Annotated in this window: 13 protein-coding genes; 5 read left to right on the top strand and 8 right to left on the bottom strand. The window is 61.1% G+C overall.

The genetic code is table 11. The features are described 5' to 3' along the window. Positions 1–186: 186 nt before the first annotated feature. The 4 genes from ACZ52D_RS00205 to ACZ52D_RS00220 all read left to right on the top strand — a co-directional run bounded on the left by ACZ52D_RS00205 (position 187) and on the right by ACZ52D_RS00220 (position 3270). A complete protein-coding gene (locus tag ACZ52D_RS00205; RefSeq protein WP_464442070.1) occupies positions 187–324 on the top strand; it encodes a hypothetical protein in 138 nt (45 codons plus the stop codon). Between the two features lie 95 nt (positions 325–419). Next, positions 420–992 carry a tetratricopeptide repeat protein gene (locus tag ACZ52D_RS00210; protein ID WP_464442071.1) on the top strand — a complete coding sequence of 191 codons (573 nt, stop codon included), beginning with the start codon at positions 420–422 and terminating at the stop codon, positions 990–992. Between the two features lie 76 nt (positions 993–1068). Beyond that, positions 1069–2196, top strand: coding sequence for a flagellar motor switch protein FliG (locus tag ACZ52D_RS00215; protein ID WP_369926347.1), 1128 nt, complete (start codon positions 1069–1071; stop codon positions 2194–2196). Between the two features lie 141 nt (positions 2197–2337). Continuing rightward, positions 2338–3270 carry a lysophospholipid acyltransferase family protein gene (locus ACZ52D_RS00220; protein WP_464442073.1) on the top strand — a complete coding sequence of 311 codons (933 nt, stop codon included), beginning with the start codon at positions 2338–2340 and terminating at the stop codon, positions 3268–3270. An 83-nt stretch (positions 3271–3353) separates the two neighbouring features. On the opposite strand, the gene ACZ52D_RS00225 is transcribed toward ACZ52D_RS00220, so the two are convergent. Beyond that, positions 3354–4112 carry a DUF1223 domain-containing protein gene (locus tag ACZ52D_RS00225; RefSeq protein WP_464442074.1) on the bottom strand — a complete coding sequence of 253 codons (759 nt, stop codon included), beginning with the start codon at positions 4110–4112 and terminating at the stop codon, positions 3354–3356. 180 nt (positions 4113–4292) lie between these two features. Here ACZ52D_RS00225 and acnA point away from each other — a divergent pair, with 180 nt between their 5' ends. Next, on the top strand, positions 4293–7067 hold the full coding sequence (gene acnA, locus ACZ52D_RS00230; protein ID WP_464442075.1) for an aconitate hydratase AcnA: 2775 nt from the start codon (positions 4293–4295) through the stop codon (positions 7065–7067). Between the two features lie 180 nt (positions 7068–7247). On the opposite strand, the gene ACZ52D_RS00235 is transcribed toward acnA, so the two are convergent. From ACZ52D_RS00235 to ACZ52D_RS00265, 7 genes are all read right to left on the bottom strand, one after another. Further along, positions 7248–8018, bottom strand: coding sequence for a transporter substrate-binding domain-containing protein (locus ACZ52D_RS00235; RefSeq protein ID WP_464442076.1), 771 nt, complete (start codon positions 8016–8018; stop codon positions 7248–7250). Between the two features lie 308 nt (positions 8019–8326). Then, entirely contained in the window at positions 8327–8866 is a 540-nt protein-coding gene (locus ACZ52D_RS00240; RefSeq protein ID WP_464442078.1) for a DsbE family thiol:disulfide interchange protein, read from the bottom strand. Further along, the gene (ccmD, locus tag ACZ52D_RS00245; protein WP_417475049.1) at positions 8859–9014 is read right to left on the bottom strand and encodes a heme exporter protein CcmD; all 156 of its coding nucleotides are present in this window, start codon (positions 9012–9014) and stop codon (positions 8859–8861) included. Before ccmD ends, ACZ52D_RS00240 begins: the two co-directional genes overlap by 8 nt. Then, positions 9014–9745, bottom strand: coding sequence for a heme ABC transporter permease (locus tag ACZ52D_RS00250; protein ID WP_369926357.1), 732 nt, complete (start codon positions 9743–9745; stop codon positions 9014–9016). The genes ccmD and ACZ52D_RS00250 overlap by 1 nt, the downstream gene beginning before the upstream one ends. 56 nt (positions 9746–9801) lie before the next feature. Beyond that, positions 9802–10458 (bottom strand): heme exporter protein CcmB, encoded by a 657-nt coding sequence (gene ccmB, locus ACZ52D_RS00255; protein ID WP_222453651.1) that lies wholly within the window; start codon positions 10456–10458, stop codon positions 9802–9804. Next, a complete protein-coding gene (gene ccmA, locus ACZ52D_RS00260; RefSeq protein ID WP_464442080.1) occupies positions 10455–11069 on the bottom strand; it encodes a heme ABC exporter ATP-binding protein CcmA in 615 nt (204 codons plus the stop codon). The genes ccmB and ccmA overlap by 4 nt, the downstream gene beginning before the upstream one ends. Positions 11070–11153: 84 nt before the next feature. Further along, positions 11154–11507: an Mth938-like domain-containing protein gene (locus ACZ52D_RS00265; RefSeq protein WP_464443147.1), complete on the bottom strand. Its 354-nt coding sequence runs from the start codon at positions 11505–11507 to the stop codon at positions 11154–11156. Positions 11508–11587: the final 80 nt, after the last annotated feature.

The raw sequence follows: 11587 nt of genomic DNA on the forward strand, positions 1-11587 counted from the left end.
CACCTGCGGGCCCTACCCCCCGGATCAAACAACCGCACGCACTCTTGCGGAAAGTCCCCGGCGGAATGTCGGCTGGAAGCGCATTTCTCCGATGATCCGCGCTACTCTGTAATCAAACCGGTCTACCTCGGCCGAGACGGCACCGTTCATGACACGCGCTTTTCCACGAGCCAGACGGCGACAGGCATGTATCTGCGCGCCAAGCTCATGAACGAATGGCCCAAGCTGACCGCCCGCGGCCCCGCCGAAAACAGCCGCGCACGGCAGCGGCTTGCGGATGTCTTTGCACCAACCTCCCGGGATCCAGCGCACCAGCAGACCTGAATCGCAACCAAACGGGAATTTGAACACATCCGGCTCGCGTTTGGCGGGGAAGCTGGGCTAGGTTGGCCACAAACCACGCCGCAGGAGCTTCAGACATGCGCCGACTTGCCCCAAGATCCGCCCCGATTGCAGCCCCGCTTGCGGCCTTGCTCCTGATGGTCAGTCTTACGCCGCAAGCGGCGTCCGCCGCCGGGGGCAATGACTGGAACCCGCCCAAGCCCTCGGAAACCACCCGCACCTGCAAGGGCAACCGGGTCTGGGACGAAGACAAGAAACGCTGCGTACGGCCACGCAAATCCTCGCTGAACCAGCAACAGCTGATGGAGGCTGCGCGCGAGCTGGCCTACGCCGAGCGTCATGAAGACGCCCAGGCAGTGCTGGCGACGATGACCGACCAGAACGACACGATGGTACTGACCTACTGGGGATTTACCCACCGCAAACTGGGCAACATGCAGCAGGCGCAGCAATTCTATGACCGAGCGCTGATGCAGGATCCCGGCAACATTCTGGCGCGCTCCTACATGGGCCAGGGCTATGTCGAACAGGGCAAACTGGGGCTGGCGCTGGCGCAATGGAAGGAAATCCGGGCCCGTGGCGGCAGCGGCAGTTGGGCCGAGACCTCGCTGCGCAAGGCGTTGGAAACAGGCGTTTCTTACAGCTACTGAGCTTCAGCCTTTCTTTACCGCTTTCGACGTATCCTGCCTTCGTTCGAAGAAGAATCTTTTCATCTAGGGTGCGAGAATGCCTCAAGACAACATGCTGGCGCTTCCAATGGGCAATGACGGACCGGACCTCGGCGGGTTTGCCGCCCCGGCCCCGATGGGCGGTTCCACCATGCCTGCCGGAAGCGGCGCGGGGGCAGCCGGTCTCAGCGGCAAAGCAAAGGCTGCCATTATCGTACGACTGCTTCTGAACGAGGGCGCTGAAATTCCCTTGGAGGAGCTTCCGGATGACTTGCAACTGGAGCTGACCCAACAGATGGGCAAGATGCGCATCGTTGACCGGGACACGCTTCATTCGGTTGCCGGTGAATTTGCCGATCTTCTGGACAACGTCGGACTGCACTTCCCCAACGGCCTCGCAGGCGCGTTGTCGGCCATGGAAGGGAAAATCAGCCGCTACACCCACAACCGTCTGCGTAAGGAGGCGGGAGTGCGGCAATTCGGAGACCCTTGGGAGCGGTTGAAGCAGCTTCCGCCCGAAGAGCTGGCCGAACTCGCCCAGGCCGAAAGCACCGAGGTTGCGGCGGTCCTCCTGTCGAAGCTCGACACCGCCAAGGCCGCGCAAATGCTGGTCCATCTGCCCGGACCAACTGCGCGACGGATCACCTATGCCGTCAGCCAGACCGCAAATGTGACACCTGACACCGTTGACCGCATCGGGCTGTCTCTGGCCGCTCAGGTCGAAGCACGTCCGGAAGTGGCCTTTGACCAGACGCCGGGCCAGCGGATGGGCGCCATCCTGACCGAGGCCGCCGCGGCCAAGCGCGACGAAGTGCTGACCGCCCTGGATGAACAGGACGAGGAATTTGCCATCAAGGTTCGCAAGGCCATCTTCACCTACGCGCTGATCGCCGAGCGGATGAACCCGATGGACGTGCCAAAGCTGATGCGCGTGCTGGCCCAACCGGACCTCGTGACCGCCATGGCCTTCGCCACCGATGAGGCCGACGTGGCGACCAACGAATTCCTGCTGAAAAACATGTCCAGCCGGATGGCCGACAACATCCGTGAGGAAGTGGCCGAACGCGGCAAGGTGAAGCGCTCCGATGGCGAAGCCGCCTTCGGCGTGATCATCTCGGCCTTGCGCGACCTGATCGCCACCGGCGAAATCGAGCTGCGCTCGGACGAGGAAGAGGACACCGAGTAAACGGTGACCGTCTGAGGGCAAACGCGGAGCCGCCGCCAGCTTGTGCATAGCGGCGTCCCCGCAGTGGCTTGTACTGGCGATGCCCAGCACTTATTATGCGAAGTTCCCGCCACTTATCGGCACCGCAGACATCCAGACGATATGCCCAAAGATCCCTCCGAGCTCTCCACCTGGAGTCATGTCAAATACTTTGGCAGCAACCTGTTTCTGCGCGGGCTACTCCTTGGTGCGCGCTTGTTGCCTTACCGGTTTCGTGTCCCGCTGATGGGTAGGATGGTCACGGCCCTGGGGCGGTTGGCCGGGTTTGACAAACGCGTGCGCCAGAACCTCGCCCATGTCAGCCCGGAGTTGGCAGAGCTGGACCCGGACCAGCTGTATCGGGAGGTCAGCAACAACGCAGGCCGGATGATCGCGGAACTCTACGCCGGGCAACCGTTCTATGAACGCGCGCAGGCAGCTCCATTCCGCGGACCGGGCCTGAAGGCGCTGGAAGAGGCGCGGGCGCAGGGGCGTCCTGTGCTTCTCGCGACCGCGCATTTCGGAAACTACGACGCGGCGCGGGCGGCACTTGTGGCCCGCGGCCACGAGATGGGGTCGCTGTATCGGCGCATGGCCAACCCCTATTTCAATGCGCATTACGTGGACGCAATGAAATCCAACCACGGGTTGATGTTCGAACAGGGCAAGCGGGGCATGGTGGAACTTGTCCGCCACCTGAAAAAGGGCGGTATCGTTGCCATTGTGACTGACCTTCATGCTCACGGTGGGGCATGGATTGATTTCTTCGGCAAACCGGCTGTCACTTCAACCGTTCCTGCCGAACTGGCGCTGAAGTACAACGCCGCTGTCATCCCGGTTTACGCCGTGCGGCAGGAAAACGGCTTGGATTTCGAAATCGTGATGAACGCCGAAATTCCCCACAGCGATCCCTTGACCATGGCCAAGGCCCTCAGCGCCGATCTCGAATCCATTGTTCGCAAGCACACAGGGCAATGGTTCTGGATTCATCGACGCTGGAAACCCGTCGGTGCCCGAAACGCCGAGCCGATGCCAACCGAGGCGAAGACGAACTGATAGCCAGCCCCCTGCCACGGCAGGTCCCTATGGCCAGAGGACTTTAGCCTGAGCAGCGAAGCCTTTCGCCTTCACTGCTATCCTTATTCAACACGCGCAGCGGCCAGAATTCTGGCATAGCCGACCTCCTGCACCAGGACAGCTGCAGGAGCCGGACCCGTCAGCATGTGGGACAACGACAGTTCATCCTTCCCGTCCCACTCCGCCGCGACATGCCAGTCCTCCACCACATTTGCATAGGTAAAGTTGCGCCCGGCCAGCTCGCCCCGCGTAATGTTGACGCTGCGCTCTGGCTGAAAGCGGACAATCTGGACCAGCATTTTCCGGGAGCCCAACCCAGGCTTGGGGTTCAGGTGGATCGACAGCCTATCCCCGTCCCGATCTGCCGTCAGTTCAACAGGTCTAGCCTGCCCCTGATGCTCGCCAATTGCCGCCGCAATCTCCATGGCATCCGATCCGGCGACGGCTTGCTGCCCCATGATGATCATCTGCGGCGTATAGATCATCCTCCGCCCTCCGGCGTGGGCATAGCCTTTTTGCCGCCGCGTGTGCTCGGGGCGGGCGAACTTGTCCTTCCAGCCAATATAATCCCAATAGTCCACGTGCAGCGCCAGTGCCAGCACATCGTCCTGCGCCGCCAGGCGGTGCAGCAGCGCGTCAGCAGGTGGGCAGGAAGAACAGCCTTGCGACGTGTAAAGCTCTACCACAACCGGGCTGGCACTGGACTGACCGAAGGCGGGAAGCACCAGCCCACACAAGGCAAAGATCGACGCCAAAACTCTCATCAAATGCTCAATTCCTTCACTGGCGCCCCTCATTAGGAACACCAGATGTACTGCCATACCGGTTCTTTGGCCAATCAATCATTTTTGAGCCGGCAAAGCACCCACAAGTCACAAAAATCGCAACGAATTGCCGTCCGCGGCAGTTGAACCCTCACAGTCCTATTGAAAGCCCGCCCCGCCTTTGGCAGAAATTCGGGCAGCGATATCCCTCATGAAACTCTCGAAGGGAGGCCACAAATGCCTATCACCGTCGGACAAGACACTGCAAAGGCGCGTAAAACGCTAACGGTCAACGGAAAATCTCTTTCCTTCTATTCCATTCCCGCCGCTTCCGAAGCCGGACTCGGCGACTTCTCCAAGCTGCCCGCTGCGCTGCGGGTGGTGCTGGAAAACATGCTTCGCTTCGAAGATGGCGGTTTTTCGGTCTCCACGGACGACATCCGGGCCTTCGGCACCTGGGCAGAGCAAGGCGGCCGCAACCCGCGTGAAATCGCCTACCGCCCTGCCCGCGTGCTGATGCAGGACTTTACCGGCGTCCCCGCGGTTGTTGACCTCGCCGCGATGCGCGACGGCATCGTCGGACTGAAGGGCTCTGCCGCCAAGATCAACCCGCTGGTGCCGGTGGATCTGGTCATCGACCACTCAGTGATGATCGACGAGTTCGGCAATCCCCGCGCGTTCCAGATGAACGTCGACCGCGAGTACGAGCGCAACATGGAGCGCTACCAGTTCCTGAAATGGGGACAAACCGCCTTTGACAACTTCCGCGTGGTGCCGCCCGGCACCGGTATCTGCCACCAGGTGAACCTGGAATACCTGGCCCAGACCGTCTGGACCGACGTGGACCAGAACGGCGACGAGGTTGCCTATCCGGATACGCTGGTGGGCACCGACAGCCACACCACGATGGTGAACGGCGCCGCGGTGCTGGGCTGGGGCGTTGGGGGCATCGAGGCCGAAGCGGCCATGCTGGGCCAGCCGATTTCCATGCTCATCCCCGAAGTCATCGGGTTTGAACTGACGGGCGAGATGGTCGAAGGCACCACCGGCACCGACCTGGTTCTGAAGGTTGTGGAAATGCTGCGCGCCAAGGGCGTGGTTGGCAAATTCGTCGAATTCTACGGTGACGGGCTGGACCGGCTGCCCTTGGCGGACCGCGCCACCATTGCCAACATGGCCCCGGAATACGGCGCCACCTGCGGATTCTTCCCGATCGACAATGAGACCCTGCGCTACCTGCGCAACACCGGCCGTGACGAGGACCGCATCGCCCTGGTCGAGGCCTACGCACGGGAAAACGGCCTGTGGCGCGACGCGGATTATGCGCCGATCTACACCGACACGTTGACGCTCGACATGGGCACGATCGTCCCTGCGATCTCCGGGCCGAAACGCCCGCAGGATTATATCGCGCTGGACAAGGCTGCATCGACTTTCCACAAGTATGTCGAAGGGTTGCGCAGCGCGAAGGATGCCTCGGATAACGCGGAAGGACGCTGGGAGGCCGAAGGCGGTCAGCCGGAACCGCAGGAGATCCCCGGCAACGAAGGTCACCACAAGCTGGGCTACGTGACCTCGGAGAATGGCAACTATCAGCTGCATGATGGCTCGATCGTGATCGCCTCGATCACCTCCTGTACCAATACCTCGAACCCATACGTGATGATTGGTGCCGGTCTGGTGGCCAAAAAGGCGCATGAACTCGGCCTTACCCGCAAACCCTGGGTCAAGACCTCGCTCGCGCCCGGCTCGCAGGTGGTGTCCGAATACCTCGAAGCGGCGGGATTGCAGGAACATCTGGATGCCATCGGCTTCAACCTTGTCGGTTATGGCTGCACGACTTGCATCGGCAACTCCGGCCCGCTGGCCGAGGAAATCTCGAAATGCATCAACGACCATGACCTGATCGGCGTCTCTGTGCTTTCGGGCAACCGCAACTTTGAGGGCCGGATCAGCCCGGATGTGCGGGCGAACTACCTGGCGTCGCCGCCGCTGGTTGTGGCCTACGCCCTGGTCGGTGACATGAACGTCGACATCACCACGGCGCCGCTCGGCAAGGACAAGAACGGCAATGATGTCTACCTGAAAGACATCTGGCCCAGCCAGAAAGAGATCGCCGACCTCGTTGAAAAGACCGTGACCCGCGAAGCGTTCCAGTCGAAATACGCGGACGTCTTCAAGGGCGACGAGAAATGGCAGTCGGTGTCGGTCACCGATGCGGAGACCTATGACTGGCCCGCGCACTCGACCTACATCCAGAACCCGCCCTACTTCCAGGGGATGGGGCCGGAGCCGGGCAGCATCTCCAACATCGAAGGCGCAAAAGTTCTGCTGATGCTCGGCGACATGGTCACCACCGACCACATCTCGCCCGCAGGGTCCTTTGCCAGCACAAGCCCCGCCGGCAAATACCTGTTGGAACGTCAGGTCCAGCCCAGGGAGTTCAACTCCTATGGTTCGCGTCGCGGCAACCATGAGATCATGATGCGCGGCACCTTCGCCAATATCCGCATCAAGAACGAGATGCTGGATGGTGTTGAAGGCGGCTATACCAAGGGGCCGGACGGGCAGCAGACCTCGGTCTACGAAGCCGCAATGGCGCACCAGACCAATGGCACCCCGTTGGTGGTGTTCGGAGGCGAGCAGTATGGCGCCGGCTCGTCGCGTGACTGGGCGGCAAAGGGCACAGCACTTCTGGGTGTGAAGGCCGTGATTGCCGAGAGCTTTGAACGGATCCACCGCTCCAACCTTGTTGGCATGGGGGTTATTCCCTTCGAGTTCACCGGGGGTGACACCCGCAAGACATTGGGCCTGACCGGGGATGAAACCGTGTCCATCCGCGGCCTCGACACCATTGAACCGCAGCAAGAGGTCCCCTGCGATATCACCTACGCAGATGGCACGACCAAGACCATCACGCTGAAATGTCGGATCGATACCGCTCCCGAGAAGGAGTACATCGAACATGGCGGCGTGCTGCACTACGTGTTGCGCAAGCTGGCCAAGTCCTGACGCCAGAACCATATTCGCGCCGGGCAACCCCCGGCGCGAATTGTTCTGGGCGACCTGTCCACGGCCAAAGCGATTGGCAACACGGTACGCCACCTATCAAGACGCGATGTCGGATAGCCCACCTGTATACGAGGCTGGGTTCTGAAAGCCGACGATCGATGCGCGATCCCAGACCGCCTGTCAGCGGGTGGAACGCAACATGTCGTCGATTGTCCCGTCGCGCTTCAATTCGCCAAGCGCCCGGTTGAAATCCTCGAGGTACGCCTCTGCGCCGGTCAGACGGGAAAGACCGAAATGAGCCGGTTTGCTGGTGATATCGGGGTCGACTGGACGCAAGCTGTCCTGCCAGCCATTCTGGCGCACGGTGTGATGCCCAACCAACCGGTCTGACACGGCTAGATCGACCCTGCCGAACTTCAGCATCTGCATCAGGCTCTCGATGTCCTTGACCCAGACGATCGATTTGTCACTGCCAAGCCCGGCAATCAGTTCGTGCGAGACAAAAGCTCCGGTCAGCACCCCCAACCGCAGCCCCGCGACACTTTCCACGCGTCCGTCCCATTCGAACCCGTCAGGAAAGCGCTCGGTGCTGAACCAGAAGTTGTAACTCTCCTCGAAGGTCTCATCGGTAAACGCCAGAAAGCGCTCCCGGTCCGCACTTTTGAAAAGCGGCAGAATGCCATCGACATTTCCTGCTTCGGCCTGAACCTGGCAGCGCTTCCATGGCAACATCTGGACCTCCGCACTGACACCGTCGATCTTCGAGACGACAGCCTGCAGCAGGTCCACTTTCAGCCCCCCGGTGATCTTCCCGCCGGAGGCATAGGTATAGGGTGGGTAAGGATCAAAGCAAAACGTCAGCATGGTCTCGGCCGATGCCATGCAGGTCATCAGACCAAGCGCAGACGTTGCAGTGCTCACGAGGCAGCTCAGGCGTTTCAACAGGCTCACGGATCCCTCCCCTTGATCGTCCACACGACGGGACAAGATCGCACCGTCTCTGTCCGCACGACAGCACTGCAAGGTGCCCGGTCAGAAAGGGTGGCGCTTTCTGACGCTCAGGTTTGCAGGCACGGGGGTATCAATCAACCCTCACGCGCAACGATTGACTCATTTTTCTGCTGCCGGCCCTTTTAAAGCCTCACAAGCGTAGGACAGGAACCAAGCTCGCAGTGACAGCCCACCTGTCTGAGAGGGCGAGCTAAGCGGGACGTTCAAGGCGTTTTGCGCCTGGCCAGAAACAACTGCTCTGACTGGCCTCAGTTACCCGCGGCCCGTTCCATCGCCGGGCGCAGAGTTTTATCGATAACCTGCTGGGTGATCGGGCCTGCCCAACGCAAAACAATCGTCCCGTTGCCATCAATGACATAGGTTTCCGGAACCCCGTAAAGGCCCCAATCGATTGCCATACGCCCCTTTTCGTCCCGCCCAATAGCCGTGTAAGGGTCGCCCAGTTCCTCAAGGAAAGCCGTGGCGTTGCCCAATTGGTCCTTGTAGTTGACACCATATATCGGGATGCCCTCGGCCGACAGCGCCTCCAATTTCGGATGTTCAGCCCGACACGGGGCGCACCAGCTTGCCCAGTAGTTCACCAGTTTGACGGTGCCATCCCGCAAGGTCTCGTCGCTGAAGAGCTCTTTGCCGGGAAACTCCTCCAGAACCACTGGCGGAGCGGGCTGGCCCTCACGCGCAGAAGGCAGGCTGTCAGGATCCTCGCGGAACATCCCGACAAGGGCGAGGCCGACAAACCCTGCAAATACCACGCCGGGAACCGCCATCAACGGAGAGATCTTAGCCATTTCGCTTTATCCGGGATTCAAGATTTTCCATCTCACGACGCACCTTACGACCACGCCAAAGCGTCATAAGCACCAGCGCAACAAGCAGGACCAGTGACGCCGCATAGGCCGACAGAACCGCGTCTGCATATTTTCCAAGATCGGGCATCATGCCTCCAGCCTTTCACGCGCGATCAAAGCCTTGATCCGGCGCGCCCGGATTTCTGTTCCGGTGCGGTAGAACACCAGGGCGATGAACAACAGGACAAACCCGGCCATGCAGACGTAGAGCGGGTTGGAGAAGACGTCCGCGACATTTTCTTCCTTGTCGAGCGACAACGATGCCCCCTGATGCAGCCCCTGGTTCCAGAAGTTCACCGCATAACGGCTCAGCACCGCAAAGACCGACCCCACCAAGCACAGGATCGATGTCAGATCTGCCGCGGTGTCGGGGTTATCAATCGCTTCCCACAGGGCGATGTAGCCAAGGTAGAAGAGGAACAGCACCAAAAAGGATGTCAGCCTGGGATCCCACGCCCACCATGTCCCCCACATGGGCTGGCCCCAGATCGCACCGGTCACCAAGGCGATCACCGTCATCACAACACCCACAGGCGCCGCGGCGCGGGCGGCGAGCGCGCTCACGTGGTGGCGGCGGATCACCCAGACCAACGAGGTCACCAGCATCATGAACCACGCGTTGATCGCCATCAGTGCGGAAGGCACGTGCAGGAAAATGATCTTGACGGTTGAACCCTGCCGGTAGTCATCCGGCGTGAAGAAAAACCCCCAGACCAGACCAACGCTGATCAGCACTGCGGAACTGATCCACAGCGTTGGCATCACCCGCTCGGTGGTGGCCAGGAACTTTTTCGGATTGGCGTATTCCCAGATCGACATGATGGCTATTTAGCTCTTGTTCTCGGGTTTCACAATTGCTGCACGGGGCAGATTTCCTAGCGCAAATTGACGCGCAGCACCGCGGCACTGGCAAAGGGCAGCAAGGCAATCGACGCTGCAGAAATCCCGGCCAGCAGCAACAGCGGCGTCTGCACCGCAAGCCCCTCTGCCCCGCGTCGCGCGACCTCTGCACCGAAAATCAACGTCGGCACATAAAGAGGCATGACAAGCAGCGACAACAGCAGCCCGCCCCGTTTCAACCCCACGGTCAATGCTGCCCCGAAGGTGCCGATAACGCTCAGCGCGGGCGTGCCCAGTAGCAACGAGACCAGCAGCCACAGAAACCCCTGCACCGGAAGGTTCAGCAGGACACCAAGCACGGGTGCGGCCAGGACCAATGGCAATCCGGTGGTGATCCAATGGGCAAGCGCCTTGATCGTAACGGTCCCTTCCAGCGGAAGCGGCGCCGTGGCCAACAGGTCCAGCGATCCGTCTTCCCAGTCCAGCGCCAGCAGGCGATCCAGCGAAAGCAGGCAGGCCAGCAGCGCGCCCAACCACAGAACACCCGGCGCGATGCGGGCCAGAAGCTCGGATTGCGGGCCAACGGAAAACGGCACCATCACAGTGACAATCAGGAAGAATGCCAGCCCCAGCCCAAAGCCGCCGCCTGCCCGCAAAGCCAGTTTCAGATCCCGGAACAACAAGGCTATCACAGGAACCCTCCATCGAAGTCGTCCAGCGCAGGCGGTTTTGCCTTGTAGAAGCCAGCGTCCAGCACCTCGGCCTCCAGTCCCAGATCGATGTGCGTGGCAATCAGCGCCGCCCCCCCCTGCCCCAGATGCGCCCGAACAGCATTGGCAAACATCGCGACGGCGGCGGTGTCGAGACTCACCGTGGGTTCATCCATGATCCAGACCGGGCGCCCCGTGACCAGCATCCGGCTCAGCCCCAGCCGCCGCTTCTGCCCGGCGGACAAGGCCCCGGCTGCCCGATCCCTGAGGGCTTGCAGATCAAAGGCGTCCAGAGCTGCATCTATGCCGTTCTGCCCAAAGACACTTGCCCAGAAGGTCAGGTTCTCGGCCACCGTCAATGTCGGCTTCAAGCCGTCCGAATGCGCAGCATAGGCGACCTGCTCCTCAGCACCCTCGACGCGTCCCGCCAGCGGCGGCTGAAGCCCGGCGAGGGTGCGCAACAAGGTCGTCTTCCCGATGCCATTGGGGCCACGCAGGATCAGCGCCGAACCGGGGCGCAAGTTAAAGCTCAGGCCCTCCAGCACTGGAAGACCACCGCGCGCCACGCTGAGATCCGTTACCGTCAATGTCATGGAGCCCGCCTGTCCAATCGTTCGCGCGAATCCATAGACCAAATGCGCCTGTGTGCCTTGCGGCAGGTCAATTGCAGCACGACTTCAGACCGGCAGCGCCGCCAGCGCTATACGCCGACCTTCGGATAGAAGAACATTGTAGGTGCGGCAGGCAGCCGGTGAATTCATGCTTTCAACGCCCAACCCGGCGTCCTCCAACGATTGGCGCAGCGACGCCGGAATATGCGCCACCTCTCCGCCCGTGCCGATGAAGAGAACATCGATGTCTCCCACCAACGCCAGCAACGGATCGGCGTCCTCAAACCCGCCCCAGGACATCGTGCCAGCAGCCGAGGTCAAAACGCCGCCATGATGCACCTTCCCGCCAATGCGGAAAAAACCGGCGCCATAGCCGTCCACCGGCTGTGCATCGCTATAGCTCACTTCGTTCAGACGCATCGCTTGGGCTCCGCTGTTGGTGTTGCCTTGTGGCTCGATATCATGCGCGCCCACTGCGGGGAATAGGCTGGGCGAAAACG

Source organism: Leisingera sp. S2M4 (genome assembly GCF_055398055.1).